20 protein-coding genes are annotated in these 22,544 nt (G+C 57.1%); 6 read left to right on the top strand and 14 right to left on the bottom strand.

The genetic code is table 11. The annotated features are described in order from the left end of the window. Window positions 1-59: 59 nt before the first annotated feature. Window positions 60-1,169, bottom strand: a complete 1,110-nt coding sequence (apbC, locus tag SK54_RS09660; RefSeq protein WP_017383367.1) for an iron-sulfur cluster carrier protein ApbC — start codon at window positions 1,167-1,169, stop codon at window positions 60-62. A gap of 137 nt (window positions 1,170-1,306) precedes the next feature. Between apbC and metG the strand changes: the two genes are divergently transcribed. After that, on the top strand, window positions 1,307-3,340 hold the full coding sequence (gene metG / locus SK54_RS09655) for a methionine--tRNA ligase (protein ID WP_017383368.1): 2,034 nt from the start codon (window positions 1,307-1,309) through the stop codon (window positions 3,338-3,340). Between the two features lie 108 nt (window positions 3,341-3,448). On the opposite strand, the gene SK54_RS09650 is transcribed toward metG, so the two are convergent. The 3 genes from SK54_RS09650 to SK54_RS09640 are packed head-to-tail and all read right to left on the bottom strand — an operon-like array spanning window position 3,449 to window position 6,364. Further along, on the bottom strand, window positions 3,449-3,919 hold the full coding sequence (locus tag SK54_RS09650; RefSeq protein WP_015572337.1) for a YehS family protein: 471 nt from the start codon (window positions 3,917-3,919) through the stop codon (window positions 3,449-3,451). Window positions 3,920-3,965: 46 nt separating this feature from the next. Next, complete coding sequence (gene btsR / locus SK54_RS09645) at window positions 3,966-4,685, bottom strand: two-component system response regulator BtsR (RefSeq protein WP_045327809.1); 720 nt, start codon at window positions 4,683-4,685, stop codon at window positions 3,966-3,968. Further along, complete coding sequence (locus SK54_RS09640; protein ID WP_017383370.1) at window positions 4,679-6,364, bottom strand: sensor histidine kinase; 1,686 nt, start codon at window positions 6,362-6,364, stop codon at window positions 4,679-4,681. Before SK54_RS09640 ends, btsR begins: the two co-directional genes overlap by 7 nt. A 218-nt stretch (window positions 6,365-6,582) precedes the next feature. On the opposite strand from SK54_RS09640, the gene mlrA reads away from it, so the two are divergent. Both mlrA and SK54_RS21900 read left to right on the top strand, forming a co-directional pair. Next, complete coding sequence (mlrA, locus tag SK54_RS09635; RefSeq protein ID WP_065118215.1) at window positions 6,583-7,323, top strand: HTH-type transcriptional regulator MlrA; 741 nt, start codon at window positions 6,583-6,585, stop codon at window positions 7,321-7,323. A gap of 69 nt (window positions 7,324-7,392) precedes the next feature. After that, window positions 7,393-7,506, top strand: a complete 114-nt coding sequence (locus SK54_RS21900) for a protein YohO (RefSeq protein WP_017383372.1) — start codon at window positions 7,393-7,395, stop codon at window positions 7,504-7,506. Here the strand turns inward: SK54_RS21900 and SK54_RS09630 are convergent. The 5 genes from SK54_RS09630 to bglX all read right to left on the bottom strand — a co-directional run bounded on the left by SK54_RS09630 (window position 7,481) and on the right by bglX (window position 13,666). Then, entirely contained in the window at window positions 7,481-8,218 is a 738-nt protein-coding gene (locus tag SK54_RS09630; RefSeq protein WP_017383373.1) for an ABC transporter permease, read from the bottom strand. The two genes, SK54_RS21900 and SK54_RS09630, sit on opposite strands and share 26 nt — an antisense overlap. Next, the gene (locus SK54_RS09625) at window positions 8,202-9,152 is read right to left on the bottom strand and encodes an ABC transporter ATP-binding protein (protein ID WP_015572334.1); all 951 of its coding nucleotides are present in this window, start codon (window positions 9,150-9,152) and stop codon (window positions 8,202-8,204) included. The genes SK54_RS09630 and SK54_RS09625 overlap by 17 nt, the downstream gene beginning before the upstream one ends. Beyond that, complete coding sequence (locus tag SK54_RS09620; RefSeq protein WP_017383374.1) at window positions 9,145-10,302, bottom strand: ABC transporter permease; 1,158 nt, start codon at window positions 10,300-10,302, stop codon at window positions 9,145-9,147. The genes SK54_RS09625 and SK54_RS09620 overlap by 8 nt, the downstream gene beginning before the upstream one ends. Window positions 10,303-10,314: 12 nt before the next feature. Continuing rightward, on the bottom strand, window positions 10,315-11,232 hold the full coding sequence (locus SK54_RS09615; protein ID WP_015572333.1) for a glycine betaine ABC transporter substrate-binding protein OsmF: 918 nt from the start codon (window positions 11,230-11,232) through the stop codon (window positions 10,315-10,317). Between the two features lie 136 nt (window positions 11,233-11,368). After that, window positions 11,369-13,666 (bottom strand): beta-glucosidase BglX, encoded by a 2,298-nt coding sequence (bglX, locus tag SK54_RS09610; RefSeq protein ID WP_017383376.1) that lies wholly within the window; start codon window positions 13,664-13,666, stop codon window positions 11,369-11,371. 189 nt (window positions 13,667-13,855) lie between these two features. Between bglX and dld the strand changes: the two genes are divergently transcribed. Together dld and SK54_RS09600 are read left to right on the top strand one after the other, a co-directional pair. After that, window positions 13,856-15,613, top strand: coding sequence for a D-lactate dehydrogenase (gene dld / locus SK54_RS09605; RefSeq protein ID WP_048247087.1), 1,758 nt, complete (start codon window positions 13,856-13,858; stop codon window positions 15,611-15,613). A gap of 102 nt (window positions 15,614-15,715) precedes the next feature. Continuing rightward, complete coding sequence (locus SK54_RS09600) at window positions 15,716-16,270, top strand: GNAT family N-acetyltransferase (RefSeq protein ID WP_017693051.1); 555 nt, start codon at window positions 15,716-15,718, stop codon at window positions 16,268-16,270. 105 nt (window positions 16,271-16,375) lie between these two features. Here the strand turns inward: SK54_RS09600 and pbpG are convergent, their stop codons facing one another. Together pbpG and SK54_RS09590 are read right to left on the bottom strand one after the other, a co-directional pair. Next, on the bottom strand, window positions 16,376-17,299 hold the full coding sequence (pbpG, locus tag SK54_RS09595; RefSeq protein ID WP_015572329.1) for a D-alanyl-D-alanine endopeptidase: 924 nt from the start codon (window positions 17,297-17,299) through the stop codon (window positions 16,376-16,378). A gap of 167 nt (window positions 17,300-17,466) precedes the next feature. Next, on the bottom strand, window positions 17,467-18,054 hold the full coding sequence (locus tag SK54_RS09590; RefSeq protein WP_003859296.1) for a Yip1 family protein: 588 nt from the start codon (window positions 18,052-18,054) through the stop codon (window positions 17,467-17,469). Between the two features lie 157 nt (window positions 18,055-18,211). Between SK54_RS09590 and SK54_RS09585 the strand changes: the two genes are divergently transcribed. Further along, window positions 18,212-18,784, top strand: coding sequence for a DedA family protein (locus tag SK54_RS09585; protein ID WP_015572327.1), 573 nt, complete (start codon window positions 18,212-18,214; stop codon window positions 18,782-18,784). Between the two features lie 94 nt (window positions 18,785-18,878). Here the strand turns inward: SK54_RS09585 and SK54_RS09580 are convergent, their stop codons facing one another. The 3 genes from SK54_RS09580 to dusC all read right to left on the bottom strand — a co-directional run bounded on the left by SK54_RS09580 (window position 18,879) and on the right by dusC (window position 22,379). After that, window positions 18,879-19,643, bottom strand: coding sequence for an SDR family oxidoreductase (locus tag SK54_RS09580; protein ID WP_075550053.1), 765 nt, complete (start codon window positions 19,641-19,643; stop codon window positions 18,879-18,881). Between the two features lie 50 nt (window positions 19,644-19,693). Then, window positions 19,694-21,112, bottom strand: a complete 1,419-nt coding sequence (gene mdtQ / locus SK54_RS09575) for a multidrug resistance outer membrane protein MdtQ (protein ID WP_032648905.1) — start codon at window positions 21,110-21,112, stop codon at window positions 19,694-19,696. A 331-nt stretch (window positions 21,113-21,443) separates the two neighbouring features. Further along, on the bottom strand, window positions 21,444-22,379 hold the full coding sequence (gene dusC / locus SK54_RS09570; RefSeq protein WP_003859306.1) for a tRNA dihydrouridine(16) synthase DusC: 936 nt from the start codon (window positions 22,377-22,379) through the stop codon (window positions 21,444-21,446). Window positions 22,380-22,544: the final 165 nt, after the last annotated feature.

Here is a 22,544-nt window from a genome sequence, read left to right as displayed (position 1 = left end):
CAAAATCGAGGTAGGCCGGGTAAGGCGAAGCCGCCACCCGGCACTAACGCGCAGAGGCGTTACACCGCGCGGAAGGCGATTTCACCCGGAATGACTTCGCCCTGCCAGTAAAGCTGCGCCGCAACGCGCCCCGCCAGCTGACGATAGATTTCCGTGAATTCGCTATCCGGACGGCTGACCACCGTCGGCTTACCGCTATCCAGATCTTCACGCAGTGTGATATGCAGCGGCAGTTGCCCCAGCAGTTGCGTGTGGTATTGCGCCGCCAGCTTTTCGGCGCCACCGGTACCAAAGATAGGCTCATGGTGCCCGCAGTTGCTGCAAATGTGCATGCTCATGTTCTCGACGATACCCAGTACCGGCACCTCCACCTTCTCGAACATGACGATGCCTTTTTTGGCGTCGATCAGCGCGATATCCTGCGGCGTGGTGACCACGACGGCGCCGGTAACCGGAATGTTCTGCGCCAGCGTCAGCTGGATATCACCGGTGCCCGGCGGCATGTCCAGTACCAGATAATCGAGGTCAGGCCACATTGTCTCCTGCAACATTTGCAGCAGCGCCTTGCTGGCCATCGGGCCACGCCAGACCATTGCGTTATCGTCCGTGACCAGGTAACCAATGGAGTTGGTCGCCAGACCGTGCGCCACGATTGGCGCCATGTGGGTGCCGTCCGGCGAGGTTGGACGCTGGTTTTCCGCCCCCAGCATGTTTGGAATGGACGGGCCGTAGATATCCGCATCCAGAATGCCGACTTTCGCCCCTTCAGCCGCCAGCGCAAGCGCCAGGTTCACGGCGGTCGACGATTTACCCACCCCGCCCTTGCCCGAGCTGACGGCGATGATGTTCTTCACGCCGTTAACGCCCGGCTGATTTTTCACGCGCTTGAGCGTGGCGATGCTGTGGCTTAGCTTCCAGTCAATTGCTTTTGCGCCGGTAATGCGCAGCAGCTCAGAGCTGGTTTGCTCTTTCAGGGCATCAAAGGCGCTGGTCCAGACGAACGGCATCTGTAGCTCAATGTGCAGCGTATCGTCCAGCCATGCGACGTGATGAAGCGCTTTCAGCGTCGTGAGATTGTGCTTCAGGGTTGGATGCTGAAAATTAGCCAGCGTCCCGGCGACCATTGCTCGTAAGGCTTCCGGTGATTTGGCCTGGGATTGAGAACTCATCCCGACTCCTTTGTTCTTGTGAATAAGACCTTAGACAAACAAGTTTACCTGAAAGGCCGCGGTTTGTGCTTACTTAATAATGCCCCTTTTGGTAATATCGAAAACCCTTTTCACAGTTAAAAGAAGTAATGCCTACTATGACTCAAGTCGCGAAAAAAATTCTGGTAACGTGCGCCCTGCCGTACGCCAACGGCTCAATCCACCTCGGCCACATGCTGGAGCATATCCAGGCTGATGTCTGGGTCCGTTACCAGCGAATGCGCGGCCACGAGGTGAACTTCATCTGTGCGGACGATGCCCACGGCACGCCGATCATGCTGAAAGCGCAGCAGCTGGGCATTTCCCCGGAACAGATGATCGCCGAAATGAGTCAGGAGCATCAGACCGATTTTGCTGGCTTTGACATCAGCTATGACAACTATCACTCCACGCACAGCGACGAAAACCGCGAGCTGTCAGAGCTGATCTACACCCGTCTGAAAGAGAACGGTTTCATTAAAAACCGCACCATCTCTCAGCTGTACGATCCGGAAAAAGGCATGTTCCTGCCGGACCGTTTCGTCAAAGGCACCTGTCCGAAATGTAAATCCCCGGACCAGTACGGCGATAACTGCGAAGTGTGCGGCGCAACCTACAGCCCGACCGAGCTTATCGAACCGAAGTCCGTGGTCTCCGGCGCGACGCCGGTAATGCGTGACTCCGAGCACTTCTTCTTCGACCTGCCGTCGTTCAGCGAAATGCTGAAGGCGTGGACCCGAAGCGGTGCGTTGCAGGAGCAGGTCGCGAACAAAATGCAGGAGTGGTTCGAATCCGGGCTGCAACAGTGGGATATCTCCCGCGATGCGCCCTACTTTGGCTTCGAAATCCCGAACGCGCCGGGCAAATATTTTTACGTCTGGCTTGATGCGCCGATTGGCTACATGGGGTCGTTCAAGAATCTGTGTGACAAGCGCGGCGACACCGTAAGCTTCGACGAATACTGGAAGAAAGATTCCGATGCCGAGCTGTATCACTTCATCGGTAAAGACATCGTTTACTTCCACAGCCTGTTCTGGCCAGCAATGCTGGAAGGCAGCAACTTCCGCAAGCCGACCAACCTGTTCGTACATGGCTACGTAACGGTGAACGGCGCGAAGATGTCTAAATCTCGCGGGACGTTTATTAAGGCCAGCACCTGGCTGAACCACTTTGACGCGGACAGCCTGCGCTACTACTACACCGCGAAGCTCTCTTCCCGCATCGACGATATCGACCTGAATCTGGAAGATTTCGTACAGCGCGTGAACGCGGACATCGTCAACAAGGTGGTGAACCTGGCGTCCCGTAACGCAGGTTTTATCGCCAAACGCTTTGACGGCGTGCTTTCTGCCGAACTGGCCGATCCTGAGCTGTATAAAACCTTCACCGACGCCGCCGCTGCGGTTGCCGAAGCCTGGGAAAGCCGTGAATTCGGTAAAGCCATTCGCGAAATCATGGCGCTGGCAGACGTGGCCAACCGCTATGTGGACGAGCAGGCGCCGTGGGTGGTGGCGAAACAGGAAGGCCGCGACGCCGACTTGCAGGCGATCTGCACCATGGGTTTGAACATGTTCCGCGTGCTGATGACCTGGCTGAAGCCGGTTCTGCCGCAGCTGGCAGCCCGCGCGGAAGCATTCCTGAACACCGAACTGACCTGGGATGCCATCCAGCAGCCGCTGCTCGGCCACAAGGTGAACACCTTCAAGGCGCTGTATAACCGCATCGAGATGAAGCAGGTTGACGCGCTGGTGGAAGCATCCAAAGAAGAGGTGAAAGCGGCTGCCGCACCGGTGACCGGCCCGCTGGCGGACGATCCGATTCAGGAGACCATCACCTTTGATGATTTCGCCAAAGTCGACCTGCGCGTGGCGCTGATCGAAAACGCGGAGTTCGTGGAAGGTTCTGACAAACTGCTGCGTCTGACCCTGGATCTGGGCGGCGAGAAGCGTAACGTCTTCTCCGGCATTCGTTCCGCGTATCCCGATCCGCAGGTGCTGATTGGTCGTCAGACCGTGATGGTGGCAAACCTGGCGCCGCGCAAAATGCGCTTCGGCATCTCTGAGGGGATGGTGATGGCCGCAGGCCCGGGCGGGAAAGATATCTTCCTTTTAAGCCCTGACGAAGGCGCGAAGCCGGGTCAGCAGGTGAAGTAATAAAAAAGCCGGATGAGAATCCGGCTTTTTTTTGCCCGGCGGCGCTACGCTTGCACGGGCCTACGGGTTTTGTAGGCCGGGTCAGGCGAAGCCGCCACCCGGCTAAAATTACCCCTTCTGGTTATGCACCCGCTGCGTCAACCCACGCAGGAAATAACGCAGAAACTGATCCCCACACTCGCGGTAATTCTTATGATCCGGGGCGCGCATCATGGCAGTGATTTCCGGCATCGACACGCGAAATTTCTGCTCGGTCATGATCGCCAGAATGTCGTCAGTTTTCAGGGAGAAAGCAATACGCAGCTTTTTCAGCACCGTGTTGTTATTCACCCGACGCTCCAGCGCCAGCTCAGGCGCAGATTCATCTTTGCCGCGCTTGTCGTAGATCAGGCCATTCAGAAAGCCCGACAGAATAATGTCCGGGCAGCGAACAAAACCTTCTTCATCTTCTTTAGTCATCCAGGTGTCGAACCCGGCGGACGTGGATTCCATGTCGGAGAGCGCAAGAATGCGCACCATGTCATTATTGTTCGCTTTCAGGGTGTAGCGCAGGCTACGAAGAATATCGTTACTTAGCATAGAGCCTTCGAATGTCGATGATGCAATGGCGCGCAGTGTACCAGTTTTACAGCCCTATCGCCTCTTTCAAACTTTTCAGGTAGCGACGACTGACGGGAACGGTTTGCCCGGCACGTAACACCAGCTCGGCCTGGCCGTTATCTTCCAGACGGATCTCTTTCAGGTGCGCCATGTTCACCAGATACTGACGATGGCAGCGGATTAGCGGCGTGCGGCTCTCCAGCGTGCGCAGGGTCAGCTCGGTAAAGCCTTCGTTACCTTCAGCGCTGGTGACGTATACCCCGCTCAGACGGCTGCTGACAAAGGCAACGTCGTCCATTTGCAGGAGGTAAATCCGGCTGTGCCCGGTACAGGGTATAAACTTCAGGGGCTGCTGATGCTCCGGCAGCAGCGTCACGTCCTGCACGGTACGCTCCTGATGCAGGCGGGTCAGGGTCTTTTCAAGGCGTTTCTCTTCAATCGGCTTCAGCAGATAATCAAATGCGTGCTCTTCAAACGCCTTTACCGCGTACTCATCAAAGGCCGTCAGAAAGACGATATAGGGACGGTGCTCCGGGTCGAGCATGCCGACCATCTCCAGCCCGCTGATGCGCGGCATCTGAATATCGAGGAACAGCACGTCCGGGCGCAGTTTATGCACCGCACCGATGCCTTCAATCGCATTGGCACATTCCGCCACAACCTCGATATCACTCTGCTCCTGCAACAGAACACGCAGGTTTTCCCGTGCTAACGGCTCATCATCGACAATCAGCACTCTTAACATGCGTTCTCCTCCAGCGGCAATCGTAAAGTAATTCGGGTATAGCGGTCTGGCTCACAGGCGACGGTGATACCGCAGTCGTCACCAAAATGCGCGCGCAGGCGTTTATCCACCAGGCTCATGCCCAGACCGCCTGACGCGGAAGCTTCATATAGCCCCGCGTTGTCTTCAATATCCAGCACCAGATGGTGGTTAAAACGGGAAGCGGAAATCATAATCTCTCCACTTCCCAGCAGCTGCGACGTCCCATGCTTAATGGCATTTTCTACAATCGGTTGCAGGGTAAAGGCCGGAAGATGCTGATACGCCAGATCGTCCGGGACGGATAACGACACCTGTAAACGTGACTGGAAGCGCGCTTTTTCAATTTGCAGATAGGCGTTTACATGCTCAATCTCGTCCGCGAGGGTGACGATCTCCGAGGGTCGCTTCAGATTTTTGCGGAAAAAGGTCGAGAGAAATTGCACCAGCTGCGCGGCCTGATCGCTGTCGCGGCGGATCACCGCCTTCAGCGTGTTGAGCGCGTTAAACAGGAAATGCGGGTTCACCTGAGCGTGCAGGAGCTTAATTTCTGACTGCGTCAGCAGCGCTTTTTGCCGTTCATACTGCCCCGCCAGGATTTGCGCCGAAAGCAGCTGGGCGATCCCCTCCCCCAGCGTGCGGTTGATGGAGCTGAACAGGCGGTTTTTGGCTTCGTAAAGCTTAATAGTGCCCATGACGCGCTGGTTTTCACCCCGCAGGGGAATGACCAGCGTAGAGCCGAGTTTGCACTGCGGATGCAGGGAACAGCGGTACGGCACTTCATTTCCGTCGGCATACACCACTTCACCCGTTTCAATAGCGCGCAGGGTATAGGCCGAGGAGATCGGTTTGCCCGGCAGATGGTGGTCGTCGCCGGTACCGGTAAACGCCAGCAGCTTCTCGCGATCGGTAATCGCCACGGCTCCGATATCCAGCTCTTTATACAGCACCTGCGCCACCTTCATGCTGTTCTCCTCGTTGAATCCCTGCCGCAGGATCCCTTCCGTCGACGCCGCAACTTTTAAGGCGGTGGCAGAAAATGCCGAGGTGTATTTTTCGAACATGGCGCGTTTGTCGAGCAGAATGCGCATAAACAGCGCCGCACCTACGGTATTGGTGACCATCATCGGTGCGGCAATGCTGCTGACCAGATGTAACGCATCGTCAAACGGGCGCGCGATCAGCAGGATGATCGCCATCTGCGCCATTTCCGCCACGAAGGTAATCGCCCCTGCGGTAAAGGGACTGAACACTTTATCCGGGCGACCGCGCTTAATCATATAGCTGTGGACGAGACCACCGAGCAGCCCTTCGACGATGGTGGAGATCATGCAGCTCAGCGCCGTCATACCGCCCATCGAATAGCGGTGCAGGCCGCCGGTTAACCCCACCAGACCGCCGACAACCGGGCCTCCGAGCAGCCCGCCCATTACCGCGCCGATGGCGCGCGTATTGGCGATGGAATCTTCGATATGGAGACCAAACCAGGTCCCCATAATGCAGAATATGGAAAATACGACGTAGCAGAGGAATTTGTGCGGCAGACGGACGGTGACCTGCATCAGCGGGATAAACAGGCGCGTTTTGCTCATCAACCAGGCGATGACAAGGAACACGCACATCTGCTGAAGCAACAGCAGCACCAGATTAAACTCGTACATACTCACAAACCGCACATTCTAAAAACGCGTAACATACACTGATAGCGGTTAACTTTCTTTGAAACGTGCCAAAAAAGCGATAAATCGTGTCCGCCATCACACCTTTTGCCGGAGATAACCTGTCTTTCGTATAATTTGTACAAAAAAGAATCAAATCTTCCTGGTTCCGCAAAGTGGGTCTACAGTTAAGCTGGGGACGCGCAAGCCTGGGGGCGAAAATGGCGCTTTACACAATAGGTGAAGTGGCACTCCTGTGTGATATCAATCCCGTTACGCTACGGGCGTGGCAGCGACGGTATGGATTGCTTAAGCCGCAAAGAACGGACGGCGGGCACCGCCTGTTTAACGATGCGGATATTGACCGGATCCGCGAGATCAAAAGCTGGATCGACAATGGCGTACAGGTCGGCAAGGTAAAATCGCTTCTGAGCCAGGACGATCCAGATACGCAACTTCTCTGGCGCGAGCAGCAGGAAACGCTGCTGAGGCTGTTGCAGAGTGGCAATTTGCAGCGTTTGCGCGGCTGGATCAAAGAACAGGGTCGAGACTACCCGGCGCAAACCTTGATCACCCATCTTTTTATTCCCCTACGGCGTCGGCTTCAGTATCAGCAAACCACCTTACAGGCACTGCTCAGCATGCTTGATGGCGTGCTGATTAACTATATTTCCGTCTGTCTTGCCTCAGCGCGGAATAAAAACAGCAAAGATGCGCTGGTGATCGGCTGGAACGTACACGATACCACCCGGCTGTGGCTCGAAGCCTGGATTGCCACCCAGCAGGGCTGGCGCGTTGACGTGCTTGCCCACTCCCTGGCCCAGCTCAGACCGGAACTGTTTGAGGGACAGACGCTGCTGGTCTGGTGCGGCGAAGTCCCCTCCGCTTCCCAGCAGCAGCTCCTGACGGAATGGCGCGAACATGGTTATCCCGTTTACTCGCTGGGGCCAAATGCGTCGTAACGGCATTTAATGGTTCATTAACAGCTGCGCTTCACCGTATAATTGTTCCGTTAACAACAGGAGCACATGATGAAGGCAACGAAACTGGCCGTAATTACCCTCTTTGCACTGATGGCCATCAGCGGTATCGGTGGCGTTATGCTTGCAGGTTATTCATTTATTGTTCGCGGCGGTGTTGGCTGAGGTATCCGGCCAGGCGTTCAAACAGGCGATCCACCACAATCGCCGCCAGCGCAACCAGAACCGCCCCCTGAATAATGTAAGCCGTATTAAACCCGCTTAACCCGATAATGATCGGCGTTCCCAGCGTATTGGCTCCGACCGTCGAGGCGATGGTTGCCGTACCAATGTTGATAATCACGGACGTTCGCACGCCGGCGATAATCACCGGTGCGGCCAGCGGCAGTTCGACCTTCACCAGCCGCTGCCAGGCGCTCATCCCCATCCCTTCCGCTACGCTCAGCACCGATGCAGGCACCGCCGCAATCCCCGCCAGCGTCCCTTGCAGAATGGGCAACACGCCGTACAAAATCAGCGCAATGATGGCAGGCTCCTGCCCAAAACCGATCGCCGGCACGGCAATCGCCAGCACGGCCACCGGCGGGAAGGTCTGCCCCGTTGCGGCGATGGTCTCCACCAGCGGACGAAACTCCCTGCCCGCGGGTCTCGTCACCGCAATCCCGGCGCCTGTGCCCAGCACGATGGCAATCACGCTTGACACCGCCACCAGCCAGAAGTGCGCCAGGGTGAGATTAACAAAGCTCTCCTGCTGGTACACCGGGCGCGGCAGCCCGGGAATAAGCGCATTAAACAGCGCCGCGCTGTGCGGCATCAGGTAGAGTAAGGCGATAAACAGCCCTGTCAGCCAGAGTAACGGATCACGGACCCACTTCACGCGTCACCTCCCCCGCCAGCAGATCGCGAAAATGGATCGTCCCGCATGGCGTCCCCTGCCCGTCCGCAACGGGTAACACCTCGCACTGCCGGGCGACAAACGCCGACAGGGCATCGCGCAGGCTCATCCCATCGTGCAGCGGTTCACCACCGATTTGCGCATCCTGCGGACGCAGATAGTCCCTGACGGTGCGCAGCGAGAGCAGCCTGACGCCAAGCTCGCTGCGGCCAAAAAATTCACGCACAAAATCATTCGCTGGCGAGGTTAACAGCTCAAGCGGCGTACCCTGCTGGACGACTTCGCCGTGATCCATCAGTATCAGACGATCGGCCAGCCGCAGCGCTTCGTCGATATCATGCGTCACCAGCACGATGGTGCGCCCTAGAATACGGTGGATGCGACTCATCTCCGCCTGAAGTGCGCCGCGGGTGACCGGATCCAGCGCGCCGAAGGGCTCATCCATCAGCAGCACCTGCGGGTTAGCGGCCAGCGCGCGCGCCACCCCGACCCGCTGCTGCTGTCCGCCGGAAAGCTGGTGCGGATAGCGGTCGCGAAGCGACGCGTCCAGGCCCAGCAGCGCCATCAGCTCGTCGACACGCTCATTGATCTTCCCCCGGGACCATTTTTCCAGCTGTAGCACGGTGGCAATGTTCTGGGCCACCGTCCAGTGGGGAAACAGGCCGATGGACTGAATGGCGTAGCCCATACGCCGCCGCAGTTCCAGCACCGGCAGGCTGCGGATCTCCTCTCCGGCAAAGCGAATCGTCCCGCTGTCATGTTCCACCAGCCGGTTGATCATCTTCAGCGTCGTCGATTTTCCCGACCCCGACGTCCCGATCAATACCGAGAACGCCCCCTCGGCAAAATGCAGATTGAGGTGGCTTGCCGCCGGACGGCCCGCAAAGGTTTTACTCACATCATGAAATTCAATCATTGGCTCTTCTCCTGAGCAGCGCGAGCCACAGGGCAAACAATGCATCCAGTACGACCGCCAGCGCAATCGTCGGCACAACGCCCAGCAGCACCAGATCCAGCGCGCTGCTGAGCAGCCCCTGGAAGACCAGTGCCCCAAAGCCGCCCGCCCCGATCAGCGCGGCAATCACCGCCATCCCCACGGTTTGCACCGTCACCACCCGCAGGCTGCGAACCAGCAGCGGAAGCGCAAGCGGCAGCTGTATTTTCCAGAAACACTGGCGCGCACTCATCCCCATCGCATGGGCGCTTTCCAGCACGTCAGGCGGAACCTGGCTTAACCCCGCCACCACGCCGCGCACCAGCGGCAGCAGCGCATACAGCACAAGGGCGATAAGGGCAGGCGTCAGCCCGGTTCCGGCAATGCCTGCCGCGGCCAACGCAGGGAAGGATTTCACCAGACCGGCCAGGGGGGCAATCAGCAGGCCAAACAGGGCAACGGAGGGGATGGTCTGAATAACGTTGAGCACGGTAAAGACGGCACCCTGGCGGCTGGGATGCCGGTAGCACCCGATGCCCAGCGGCACGCCCAGCAGCAGCGCCGGGATCAGCGTCCCGAACAGGATCGTCAGATGTTGCGCCAGCGCGTTGTCAAACACCTCCTGGCGGTTGGCGTACTCTTTTAACAGCGAGAGTTGATTCAGATCGCCGCTGAAGAGGATCAGCAGAGGGATAACCCAGAATTGCGCGTTCAGCAGCCAGCGCCAGACGGGTAGCGGTGTGAGACGGCGAATGGCATCGCTACAGACCAGCAGACAAAGTGCCAGCCACAGCCACAGCCCGCTGCCAATCGACGTGCGCGCCAGCGGGCTTTCAACCGAGGCCATCTGCGTTGCCGCCTGTCCCGCGCTCCAGAACAGCACGATAAACAGTGCTTCGCTGAGCAGAAGCGTCAGCCAAAGGGCGGCTCGCCCTGGCCAGAAGGCTAAGGCTACAGTACTCGCCAGCGCCGCGCCCAGCAGTAGCGGCGTAAATGACCAGATCTGCCAGAGCGCGCGCGGTTCGCCCGACACCAGACGGTTTGGCGCGACATTTACAAAGGGTAACGCGACCGCCGCAATGGCCACACAGGCCAACAGCAGCAGGACGCGGTTATGACATTTTATTGGCACAGCCTTGTCCCGTTACTTCACAAGCCCTTGTTGTTTCAGGAAGTCGGCAGCCACCTTTTTGGCATCCAGCCCCTCAACGGCAATGCTGGCATTCAGCTGTTGCAGCGTTTTCGCATCCAGTTTTTCAAACACCGGTTTGAGCCATTCCGCAATATCCGGGTAGGCTTTCAGCACCGCCTCGCGCACGACCGGGGTTGGAGCGTAAATGGGCTGAACGCCTTTCGGGTCGGTCAGGGTTTGCAGACCAAGCGCCGCGACCGGGCCGTCGGTGCCGTAGGCCATCGCCGCGTTGACGCCGGAGGTTTGCTGCGCCGCCGCCTTAATGGTCACCGCCGTGTCGCCGCCCGCCAGCGAGAGCAGCTGAGACTGATCGAGCTTGAAATCATAGGCTTTTTCAAACGCTGGCAGGGCATCAGCGCGCTCGATAAACTCTGCCGAGGCCGCGAGCTTAAACTCGCCCTTCTCTTTCAGGTAGCGGCTGAGATCGTCAAGCGAGGTGAGCTTGCCTTTCTCGGCAATATCTTTACGCACCGCGATGGTCCAGGTGTTGTTGGCCGGTGCCGGCGTAAGCCAGACCAGCTTATTTTTTTCCGCGTCCAGCTTTTTGACTTTTTCGTACCCGGCTTTGGCATTTTTCCAGGCCGGATCGTTTTCATCCTTGAAGAAGAATGCCCCGTTGCCGGTGTATTCCGGGTAGATATCCAGCTCGCCGGACGTGATGGCACCGCGTACGACAGGTGTGGTGCCAAGCTGTACTTTATTGACCGTTTTCACGCCGTGGCTTTCGAGTACCTGCAAAATGATATTGCCGAGCAACGCGCCCTCGGTATCAATTTTGGAACCCACCTTAACCGGCTCTGCGGCCTGTAGCGGCAGGCTTAGCGCCGCCAGAAGCACCGCCGATCCTGTTATCCCCTTAATAATCGTCATTCTGCTTTCCTCATTATTTTGTGGCCTTTTTCATAGGCTTGAGACAAAAGCGTAGCTTAAAACAGCGAATTTAACCGTTTTTCGTACAAGATGAGAGGCATCCCCCGCCAGGCGGGGGATGGGGAGGAAGGTAAGATTATTGCAGCTCGAATTCGGCTTTGTTCACGCGGGCGGAATCCACGCCAATGAAGACGTTGAATTTGCCAGGCTCGGCATCGTATTTCATCTGCTGGTTCCAGAACTTCAGCGCATTCACGTCAATCGGGAAGCTGACCGTTCTGGTTTCGCCCGGTTTCAGGTTGACCTTCTCGAAGCCGCGCAGCTGTTTCACCGGACGGCTCATGGAGGCCGTGACATCCTGAATGTACATCTGGATCACCGTCGCGCCTTCGCGTTTGCCGCTGTTGGTCACCTCCACGCTGGCGGTCACTTTGCCGTCATGCTTCATCGTAGGCGCTGACATTTTCACGTCAGAGACCTTAAAGGTGGTGTAGCTCAGGCCATAGCCAAACGGATACAGCGGGCCGTTCGCCTCATCGAAATAACGAGACGTGTACTTGTTCGGCTTGTCGGCGTTATACGGACGACCGGTGTTCAGGTGGCTGTAGTAAACCGGGATCTGCCCGACGGAGCGCGGGAAGGACATCGGCAGCTTGCCGGACGGGTTGTAATCGCCAAACAGCACGTCGGCAATGGCGTTACCGCCTTCGGTACCGGCGAACCAGGTTTCCAGAATGGCGTCAGCCTGCTGGTCTTCTTTCACCAGCGCCAGCGGACGCCCGTTCATCAGCACCAGCACCAGCGGCTTGCCGGTGGCTTTCAGGGCCGCGATCAGATCGCGCTGGCTTTGCGGGATGGTAATGTCGGTACGGCTGGAGGCTTCGTGCGCCATCCCCTGCGCTTCACCCACCACCGCGACCACCACGTCGGACTGCTTCGCGGCGTTCACCGCTTCGTCGATCATCTCTTTCGGCGTGCGCGGATCCACCTTCACCGCTTCCTCGTACTGGTTGAGGAAGGTCACGATGTCTTTATCGTTGGTGACGTTCGCGCCTTTGGCGTAAACCACTTTTGCATTATCACCCACGGCGCTCTTAATGCCGGTCAGCACGGTAACGGACTGATCCGCCACGCCTGCGGCGGACCAGCTGCCCATGACGTCGCGCTTGCTGTCGGCCAGCGGACCAACCACGGCAATGGTGCCGGATTTTTTCAGCGGCAGCGTGTCGAGACGGTTTTTCAGCAGCACCAGGCTTTCGCGCGCTACTTCCCGGGCTTCCTTACGGTGCAGACGGCTTTCGGCGTTAGTGTCCGCCGGGTCTGAATCCTTCGGCCCCAGATGGCTGTAAGGATCGTTAAACAGCCCCATGTCATATTTCACGTTCAGCACGTGGCGAGCGGCGTCGTCCAGCTCTGCCATCGTCACTTTGCCGCTCTTCACCAGCCCCGGCAGGTATTTGCTGTAGTACTCGTCGCTCATGCTCATGTTGATGCCGGACTTGAGCGCCACGCGTACCGCGTCTTCCGGATCGGACGCCGTGCCGTGTTTAATCAGCTCTTTAATCGCGCCGTGGTCAGAGACGGTAATGCCCTTAAAGCCCCACTGGTCGCGCAACACGTCTTTCAGCAGCCACGAATCGGAGGTGGCAGGCGTGCCGTTGAGAGAGTTCAGCGCTACCATCACCGCGCCGCTCCCCGCGTCCAGCCCTGCCTTGTATGGCGGCATGTAGTCGTTAAACAGGCGCTGTGGGCTCATGTCGACGGTGTTGTACTCTTTACCGCCCTCCACCGCGCCATAGGCAGCGAAGTGCTTGACGCTGGTCATGACCGAGTAACGATCTGCCGGGCTTTTGCCCTGCATCGCTTCCACCATGGTTTTGCCCATCGTGGCGGTTAAATACGTGTCTTCACCGAAGCCCTCCGAAGCGCGGCCCCAGCGCGGATCGCGGGAGACGTCAACCATCGGCGCCCAGGTCATATTCAGGCCGTCGTCTGCGGCTTCATATGCCGAAACGCGCCCGACGGTTTTCACCGCATCAAGATTAAAAGAGGAGGCTAAGCCGAGGCTAATCGGGAAGACGGTACGCTGGCCGTGCACCACGTCATAAGCGAAGAACAGTGGAATTTTCAGGCGGCTCAGCTCCATCACCTGATCCTGCATCTTGCGGATATCCTGGCGGGTAACGGTGTTAAAAATGGCCCCTACCTGCCCGTCTTTGATCATCTCGCGAATGGCTTCTTTCGGGTTATCCGGACCGACGCTGATCAGGCGCAGCTGGCCGATTTTCTCATCGACCGTCATCTTTTTGAGTAAATCCGTGACAAAGGCGTCGCGGGCTTCGGGCGTGAGCGGGTGATTACCAAACAAATCCTCTGCCAGCGCAGGTTGCAGCGCCAGGCTGACGGCGACACCTACAGAACATAGCCATTTCATGTTGTTATTCTCTCTCATCAATAACCGCGGGAAGCACCCGGCCAGACCGTGCGAAAAGCGCAGTGTGCCATAAAGCCTGAAAACCTTGCAGGGTTATTCTCTGATTTTTCTCATGAATACCCGACCGCTCAACGGCTAATCGCGCTATGCTTTACAGCGAGAAATTTGCCCCACCACAAGGAGTGGAAGATGTCTTCTGTTCGAACTGACGATAACACTACATTTATTAACGAACTGTCTCGCCTGGTTGGTCACTCTCACCTGCTTACCGACCCGGCCAAAACCGCCCGCTATCGGAAGGGCTTTCGCTCCGGCCAGGGCGACGCGCTGGCGGTAGTCTTCCCCGGTACGTTGCTCGAACTGTGGCGCGTGCTCAGCGCCTGCGTTGCGGCAGACAAGATTATTTTAATGCAGGCTGCGAATACCGGCCTGACCGAAGGCTCCACGCCGAACGGCAACGATTACGATCGTGACATCGTGATTATCAGCACCCTGCGCCTCGACAAACTGCACCTGCTGGACAAGGGCGAACAGGTGCTCGCCTTCCCCGGCACCACGCTTTACTCGCTGGAAAAAGCGCTTAAGCCGCTGGGACGCGAACCGCACTCGGTGATCGGCTCATCGTGCATTGGCGCCTCGGTGATCGGCGGGATCTGCAATAACTCCGGCGGCTCGCTGGTGCAGCGCGGCCCGGCTTACACGGAAATGTCGCTGTTCGCCCGTATCGATGAAAACGGCAAGCTGACGCTGGTTAACCATCTGGGGATCGATCTGGGCGTAACGCCAGAGCAGATCCTCAGCAAACTCGACGATGACCGCGTAAAGGACGAAGACGTTCAGCACGATGGCCGTCACGCGCATGACCACGATTACATCACCCGCGTGCGCGATATCAATGCCGATACGCCGGCGCGCTATAACGCCGATCCGGATCGCCTGTTTGAATCCTCCGGCTGCGCGGGCAAGCTGGCCGTTTTTGCGGTGCGCCTCGATACCTTCCCGGCAGAGAAAAAGCAGCAGGTGTTTTACATCGGCACCAATCAGCCGGAGGTGCTGACGGAGATCCGTCGTCATATTCTGGCCGAGTTCACTCACCTGCCGGTGGCAGGCGAGTATATGCACCGGGACATTTACGACATCGCAGAGCGCTACGGCAAAGATACCTTCCTGATGATCGACAAGCTCGGCACCGACAAAATGCCATTCTTCTTCACTATGAAGGGCCGCACCGACGCGATGCTGGAGAAAGTATCGTTGTTCAAACCGCACTTCACCGACCGCTTTATGCAGAAGCTGGGTAACGTCTTCCCGGCGCATTTACCGGAGCGGATGAAGACCTGGCGCGACAAGTATGAGCACCATCTGCTGCTGAAAATGGCCGGGGACGGAATTGCCGAAGCGCAGAGCTGGCTCACCGAATTCTTCAAAACCGCCGACGGGGATTTCTTTGCCTGTACGCCGGAAGAAGGCAGCAAAGCCTTCCTGCACCGCTTCGCCGCGGCGGGTGCTGCCATCCGTTATCAGGCGGTGCATTCCGAAGAGGTGGAGGATATTCTGGCGCTGGATATCGCCCTGCGTCGCAACGATACCGAGTGGTTTGAACATCTGCCGCCGGAGATCGACAGCAAGCTGGTGCATAAGCTCTATTACGGCCACTTTATGTGCTATGTCTTCCATCAGGATTACATCGTCAAAAAAGGGGTTGATGCACACGCGCTGAAAGAACAGATGCTGGCGCTGCTGCACGAGCGTGGCGCGCAATATCCTGCCGAGCACAACGTAGGACACCTGTACAAAGCGCCGGAGACGCTTAAACAGTTTTATCGCAAAAATGACCCTACAAACAGTATGAACCCGGGCATTGGTAAGACAACGCGGAAGAAATACTGGAAAGAGAGTGCCGAAACAGAGGAACACGATACGCAAGCCTCTGATGAACTCTTATAGCCAAATTTAAGAGATTGTTAAGCCCTCCTCAAACGTACTAGAGTATCTGCCTGTTGCCAGAGAAACGTTTCTCTGGCTTTCCAAACAAGGAGCGGGCAGAACATGTCGGCTGTAGAAATTTTCCCCGAAACTGAAATCGAGGTGCGCGACGCCCTTCCTGACGATGCGCATGCCATCTCGGCGATATACGCCTGGCATGTGCTTCATGGCCGTGCGTCCTTCGAGGAAGTTCCTCCCACCGTCGATGAGATGCTTCAGCGGATGAAGAGCGTGACCGACAGCGGTTTACCGTGGCTGGTTGCGCTGTATCGCGGCATTGTTGTCGGCTACTGCTACGCCACGTTTTATCGTCCACGCCAGGCCTACCGGTACACCCTTGAGGAATCCATCTATGTGGATGCCAGCACTACCGGGCGCGGGTTTGGCTCGGCCTTACTCCAGGCACTGATCGCCCGTTGTGAACAAGGACCCTGGCGGCAGATGATTGCCGTGGTTGGTGACGGAAACAATAATGCGGGATCGTTACGGCTGCATAAAAAACATGGCTTCGAGGTTGTCGGTCAACTGCGCAGCGTGGGGTATAAGAAGGGGGACTGGCGGGATACGTTGATCATGCAGCGTCCACTCAACGATGGTGACTGGACGCTGCCGGAGTAGGCGCTTTCGCCCGGTGGCGCTTCGCTTACCGGGCCTACGTATCGGGGCCGCTTTAGGGCCGTAGGCCGGGTAAGGCGAAGCCGCCACCCGGCACAGACAGGCGGCTCAGTCGTTCTGCGCCGTCGCCATCTGTTCCGCTTTCTGCTTTTTATACGCCAGCGCTGAAGCCGGCACCGGCTGCACTTTCCCGGTTTCAATCCAGGTGCGCAGGCGGCTGGCGTCCGCAAAGTGGGTATATTTGCCGAAGGCATCCATCACCACCAGCGCCACTGGCTTACCGTTAAACACGGTGCGCATCACCAGGCAGTGCCCTGCCGCATTAGTGAATCCGGTCTTGGTTAACTGAATATTCCAGTTATCGCGATACACCAGATGGTTAGTGTTGCGGAACGGCAGCGTATACGCCGGGTTCGAGAATGTCGCCATCTCCTCACGCGTGGTACTGAGCTGACCGATCAGCGGGTATTGCTTACTGGCGATCAGCAGCTTGGTTAAATCACGCGCCGTCGAGACGTTATGAATCGACAGACCGGTTGGCTCTACGAAATGGGTATTTTTCATCCCCAGCGCTTTGGCTTTGGCGTTCATCGCGCGGATAAACGCGTCGTAACCACCAGGATAATGGTGGGCAAGGCTTGCCGCCGCGCGGTTCTCAGAGGACATCAGCGCCAGCAGCAGCATATTTTTACGGCTGATTTCACTGTTCAGACGCACGCGAGAGTAGATCCCTTTCATCTCTGGCGTGTGGCTGATATCCACCTTCAGCTTTTCGTCCAGCGGCAGTCGTGCATCAAGCACCACCATCGCGGTCATGACTTTGGTTATGGAAGCGATCGGGCGCACCAGATCCGGATGACTGGCGTAGATCACCTTGTTGGTATTCAGGTCAACGATCATCGCGCTGCCGGACGCAATCTGGGGTTGCGCAGCAGCGGTGGCGACTGCGGTCGTTTTGGCGATGGCTGGCGCGGTAGCGGAGACGCCCAGCAGCAGCGCAAGACTAAGGAGTGACACTCGAAATTTCAGCATGATGAGACTTCTGATAATAATTCACGCACGTTATGACGTACACCGCCTGTGTCAACGGATAAACACAGGCTGGCTTCGGCATCATAGCGGTCACCGTGCGTTGTCGCCAGCGGAGAATCATAACCAGATGCTGCATTGCTGGCATTTACGCCAGCAATGCAGGGAACTTAAAAGAGACGGTATCCATAACCCCAAAGAATAACTGTCAGGGCCAGTAGCGCCTCAAGGACCAGTACGCCGATGGCAAGCGTAGAGCTGGAGAAGCTCAGGCCCTCTTCTTTATTGATATTGAGGAAGGTTGGCACCCCTACATACAGCAGATAACCGGTGTAAAAGAGGGCAACCGTACCGATCAGCGCGCACAGCCAGACCAGTGGATAGAGCGCGACAATACCGCTCAAAAACAGCGGGGTCGCGACGTATCCGGCGAAGACCATACAGTGTGCCAGCGACGGGCGCTGCGGATAGTTGCGCGCCATCCAGTGGATGACCCGCCCCATCACCGCCACCCCGGCCAGCATCAGGCCATAAAACAGAATGGCCAGGTACAGTCCGGTAAACCAGGAAAGCTGAACCACGGTGCCGTCACCAAAGTTCCAGCCTATCTGCGTAGTACCAATAAACGCGCAGACCACCGGCACCGCTGCCATCAGCAGGACATGGTGGGTATAGTGATGCGCGACCGTTTCGTTCTCGTTACGGATCACCTGCATTTCACGATCGGGATGGGAGAAAAGTCCCCAGACATGGTTCATAACGCCCCCTTGTTGTCGGCCCGTCAGCGATAGCTTAAGTATAATGCAGGCTTTAGATTATTTTATGTACAGTGGGAAATTTCCGTTGATTGCCGCGCGGTTGATGGATGGGGTATATGATTAACGCAGGCACAGTAAGGGAGATGACGTTTACGTAATGGATATCAACGGTCTTATTGAACAATATGGATACGCCGCGCTGGTGATCGGCAGCGTCGCGGAAGGCGAAACCATCACGCTGCTGGGCGGGGTGGCCGCACATCAGGGATTGCTGAAATTCTCGCTGGTGGTCGCCGCCGTCGCGTTGGGCGGTATGATTGGCGATCAGCTGCTCTACTTTCTGGGGCTGCGCTTTGGCCCGACGCTTTTGCAACGTTTTGCTAAGCATCAAAAGAAAATTCGCCGTGCTCAGCGGCTTATCCAGCGACGTCCCTGGCTGTTTGTGATTGGTACCCGCTTTATGTACGGCTTTCGCATCATCGGGCCAATACTGATTGGCGCGAGCCGCTTACCGCCGAAAATCTTCCTGCCGCTGAACATTCTCGGGGCGATTGCCTGGGCACTGATTTTCACCACGCTTGGCTACGTGGGTGGCGAAGTAATAGGTCCGTGGCTGCATAATCTCGATCAGCATCTTAAACACTGGGCCTGGTTGATCCTGGTTGTTGCGGTGGTGATTGTGGTACGGCTGTGGCTCAAGCATCGCGAAAAGCGGCGGGATGAAGAGTGAGTGCGGCCTGATGCCCTCACCCCGGCCCTCTCCCACAGGGAGAGGGGGTTTTTAGTTCCCTCTCCCACAGGGAGAGGGTTAGGGTGAGGGGAACCTATCCCTCCGGCTTAAACTGCGGATTCGCCAGCATAAAACCGCCGTCGACGATAAACGACTGCCCGGTGGTGTAGCTGGCGTCGCTGTCACACAGCCACGCCACCAGGCTGGCAATTTCTTTGGTATGCCCTGGCCGTGCCAGCGGGATTTCCGGCATTGCGCCTTCTTTCACTTCGCTGTCGTCCATATCATTCATCGGCGTGGCGATCGCTCCGGGCGCAACGGCGTTCACCAGAATCTTATGTTTAACCAGCTCCAGCGCCATCGACTTTGTTAACCCGCCCAGCGCATGTTTGGCCGCCGTATAGGCGCTGGCGTCCGGCAATGGCGTATGTTCATGCACCGAGGTGATATTCACGATCCGCCCCCCTTCCCCCTGCTTCACCATCTGACGCGCCGCGATTTGCGAGCAGAGAAACGCGCCGTCCACGTCAACGGTGAATATGTGCCGCCAGTCGTCAAACGACAGGTCCAGAAATGGCGCTTTCTTCATCGCCCCGGCATTGTTAACCAGCACATCCAGCCGCCCGAAACGCGTAATCAGGGTTTCAATGGCCTTTGCGCCTTCCGGCAAATTGCTTAAGTCGAGATGAATGGCCTCGGCACGCTGCCCGCGCGCTTCAATTTCACGGCAGGTTGCCAGCGCCCCTTTCTCATCTGAATGCCAGGTTACTCCGACATCAAACCCGCGTTCGGCCAGCATCAGGGCCGTCGTTTTGCCAATTCCTGAATCCGATGCGGTAACAATTGCGACTCGCGTCATACTCACCTCCTGATAATCTGCAAAGAGGTAAGTATAGATAATGCGCAATGTTAGCCGTGATGATATCCGCCACCCAGCGCGGAGGTGAGCTGGAGCGTGGCATCCACGTACTGACCTTTCAGCATCAACCCGGTAATACGCTCTTTGAGCGCCGGAATTTTTGCTTCACTCACCCGGGAGCCGGCAATGATCCCGGCGCTGAAGCGCGCCTGTGCCAGCGCAACGACGCGCGCCGCATCTTTTTCGATCTGCTGCTGGTGCTGATTTTTGGCGGTCAGCGTTTCCACTTCGCTGGCCGTCCGGGCAACCTGGTTTACGGCATCTACCACGGCCTTGTTGTAGTTCGCCACGGAGAGGTTGTTTTGCGCCTGGGCGATATCCAGGTTCGCATTCAACCGACCGCTGTCAAAAATTGGCAGCGTCAGCCCGGCGGTTACGCCCATTTGCTGCGCAGATGAGCGGAACAGGTCACTCAGGTGCAATGCATCCTGCTGCAAGAATGCCATCAAATTGATGTCAGGGTAGAACGCGGCTCTGGCGGCATCCACTTCGCTCATGGATGCTTCGATATACCAGTGCGCCTCCTGCAAATCCGGGCGCCGAGCCAGCAGTTCATAACCGAGCGTTGATGGCAACGACGCCTCTGCGTCAGGTAAGGCATGCCGGGCGAGCGTGACTGAAGGGGTATGGGTCAACGCATTCAGACGCGCCTCAATGACCTTCATTTTGCCGTGCACGTCAGCGAGCTGTTCATCGGTTTTGCTGGCATTAATATCCGTTTCAACGCCTTCCACCGAGGAGGTAATGCCGTGCTGATAAAGCTCACGATCGGCACCGATGATATTTTCCTGCTCCCGTTTGATTTGCGCGAGTACGTCACCCACCGCGGCCTCGGTCTGCCAGTCCCAGTACAGCCGCGCGACGCTGCTGGCGAGCAGCTGGCGGGTCTGCTCCAGCTCCGCTTTTTGCGCATTCACCTGACCGATGCGGGCCTCAATTTGGGCGCGGTTTTTACCCCATAAATCCAGATCCCAACCCGCCGTCAGACCAAAGGTGCCGTTGGTGTACCAGGGGCCGGTTGTCCCCGCCGCCGGGTCGGTCAGCGCAAATGGCCCCATCAGCCCCTCTGCCGACATTTTTTGCCGTTCAACATCTGCGGAAAAATCCAGCTGTGGACCCTCAGCAGCGACAGCGGCTTTCGCCTGTGCTTCCGCCAGGGTGATACGCTGACGGGCAATTTGCATATCCGGCGCATCCGCCAGCGCTTTGTCGATCAGCGCGTTGAGCTGGGGGTCGTTAAAGTCTTTCCACCATTCGCTTTTTGGCCAGTCGGCATGACGCAGTTGGGTATTTACAGCTGCGGCGGCGGCTTGCGTTTTTACTGGAGACACCGTGGCATGTTCCGGCGCGCAGGCGGCCAGCATAAAAACAAGAGGAGCACTCAGAGATAAAGTAAGAGAACGTTTCATTACGCCATGAACTCAAAAAAATAAAGGCGCAACTTACGCTTACTGACGTTCCGTTTTTTAGTAACGCGTGGCAATCCGCATATTGTTATACATTTTCATATCCGGAAATTTATTCTCCAAGACAATGATTTAATTTCATGTATTCATGCTAATTATGAATTGGCTGCTACACTTACTTCGACAGACATACGCAGGAGAGGCGAATGAAAATATTGTTGTGGGTTATTTTGATTATATTTCTGATAGGGCTGCTGGTGGTAACCGGCGTATTTAAGATGATTTTCTGATTCTGTTGCCCGGCTCCGCGCCGGGCAAACACTTCACACTTCGCTCAGGATTTTGACTGGATCACCCGGGCAATATCCGCAGACGTCTGTAGGGTACGGATCTCCTGAAATAATCCCAGCGCGTCGTCGTACTCTTTACGCAAATAACTCAGCCACTGCTTAATGCGCGCGACGTGATACAAGCCGGTATCGCCCTGCTTTTCCAGCCGCGTGTATTTTTGCAGTAGTTTCACCACATCCGCCCACGGCATCCGCGGCTCATTATATTTCACCACCCGGCTGAGGTTCGGCACGTTCAGCGCACCGCGGCCAATCATCACGGCATTACAGCCGGTCTCTTTGAGGCAGGCCTGCGCGCTCTCATAATCCCAGATTTCGCCGTTGGCAATCACCGGGATCGTAAGCCGTTTGCGGATCTCGCCAATCGCCTGCCAGTTAATGCGCTCGGCTTTATAACCATCCTCTTTGGTTCGCCCGTGCACCACCAGCTCGGTGGCGCCCGCCTGCTGCACCGCGTCAGCAATTTCAAACTGCTTATCGCCGCTGTCCCATCCCAGACGCACTTTGACCGTCACCGGCAGATGCGATGGAACCGCCTCACGCATGGCCTTTGCGCCGCGATAAATCAGCTCCGGATCTTTAAGTAGCGTCGCCCCCCCGCCGCTGCCGTTGACCAGCTTTGACGGACAGCCGCAGTTAAGATCGACGCCGTACGAACCAAGCGCTACCGCGCGGGCGGCGTTTTCAGCCAGCCACTCAGGATACTGGCCGAGCAGCTGGACGCGCACCAGCGTACCGGACGGAGTGCGGCTCTGACGATGCAGTTCCGGGCAGAGACGATAAAATGATTTTTCTGGCAGCAACATATCGACCACGCGCAGAAACTCCGTCACGCAGAGATCGTAATCGTTCACCTCGGTAAGCAGCTCGCGCACGAGAGAGTCGAGCACACCTTCCATCGGGGCCAGTAAAACACGCATTCTGAGTACCTGTGAAAAAAGACGCGCTATAGTAGCTGCTCTCTATGTATGTTGAAAGCCCGGCGTTCCATTGCGGAATGTCTGGTATGCCCAAAATTCATGATGTGATCCGTGGCACATTTTCAGGTTTAATTGTATGATGAATACGTCTCAGCAAGGACTTTC

It is taken from the genome of Enterobacter sp. MGH120 (assembly GCF_001037725.1).
Classification (GTDB): Bacteria; Pseudomonadota; Gammaproteobacteria; order Enterobacterales; family Enterobacteriaceae; genus Enterobacter; species Enterobacter hormaechei_C.
This window is presented reverse-complemented; position numbering and strand designations above follow the sequence as displayed.

What these genes read in the sequence shown, in the direction of transcription:
- apbC (WP_017383367.1), bottom strand. Translation starts at nt 1,169, where the DNA reads ATGAGTTCTCAATCCCAGGCCAAATCACCGGAAGCCTTACGAGCAATG.
- metG (WP_017383368.1), top strand. Translation starts at nt 1,307, where the DNA reads ATGACTCAAGTCGCGAAAAAAATTCTGGTAACGTGCGCCCTGCCGTAC.
- SK54_RS09650 (WP_015572337.1), bottom strand. Translation starts at nt 3,919, where the DNA reads ATGCTAAGTAACGATATTCTTCGTAGCCTGCGCTACACCCTGAAAGCG.
- btsR (WP_045327809.1), bottom strand. Translation starts at nt 4,685, where the DNA reads ATGTTAAGAGTGCTGATTGTCGATGATGAGCCGTTAGCACGGGAAAAC.
- SK54_RS09640 (WP_017383370.1), bottom strand. Translation starts at nt 6,364, where the DNA reads ATGTACGAGTTTAATCTGGTGCTGCTGTTGCTTCAGCAGATGTGCGTG.
- mlrA (WP_065118215.1), top strand. Translation starts at nt 6,583, where the DNA reads ATGGCGCTTTACACAATAGGTGAAGTGGCACTCCTGTGTGATATCAAT.
- SK54_RS21900 (WP_017383372.1), top strand. Translation starts at nt 7,393, where the DNA reads ATGAAGGCAACGAAACTGGCCGTAATTACCCTCTTTGCACTGATGGCC.
- SK54_RS09625 (WP_015572334.1), bottom strand. Translation starts at nt 9,152, where the DNA reads ATGATTGAATTTCATGATGTGAGTAAAACCTTTGCGGGCCGTCCGGCG.
- SK54_RS09615 (WP_015572333.1), bottom strand. Translation starts at nt 11,232, where the DNA reads ATGACGATTATTAAGGGGATAACAGGATCGGCGGTGCTTCTGGCGGCG.
- bglX (WP_017383376.1), bottom strand. Translation starts at nt 13,666, where the DNA reads ATGAAATGGCTATGTTCTGTAGGTGTCGCCGTCAGCCTGGCGCTGCAA.
- dld (WP_048247087.1), top strand. Translation starts at nt 13,856, where the DNA reads ATGTCTTCTGTTCGAACTGACGATAACACTACATTTATTAACGAACTG.
- SK54_RS09600 (WP_017693051.1), top strand. Translation starts at nt 15,716, where the DNA reads ATGTCGGCTGTAGAAATTTTCCCCGAAACTGAAATCGAGGTGCGCGAC.
- pbpG (WP_015572329.1), bottom strand. Translation starts at nt 17,299, where the DNA reads ATGCTGAAATTTCGAGTGTCACTCCTTAGTCTTGCGCTGCTGCTGGGC.
- SK54_RS09590 (WP_003859296.1), bottom strand. Translation starts at nt 18,054, where the DNA reads ATGAACCATGTCTGGGGACTTTTCTCCCATCCCGATCGTGAAATGCAG.
- SK54_RS09585 (WP_015572327.1), top strand. Translation starts at nt 18,212, where the DNA reads ATGGATATCAACGGTCTTATTGAACAATATGGATACGCCGCGCTGGTG.
- SK54_RS09580 (WP_075550053.1), bottom strand. Translation starts at nt 19,643, where the DNA reads ATGACGCGAGTCGCAATTGTTACCGCATCGGATTCAGGAATTGGCAAA.
- mdtQ (WP_032648905.1), bottom strand. Translation starts at nt 21,112, where the DNA reads ATGAAACGTTCTCTTACTTTATCTCTGAGTGCTCCTCTTGTTTTTATG.
- dusC (WP_003859306.1), bottom strand. Translation starts at nt 22,379, where the DNA reads ATGCGTGTTTTACTGGCCCCGATGGAAGGTGTGCTCGACTCTCTCGTG.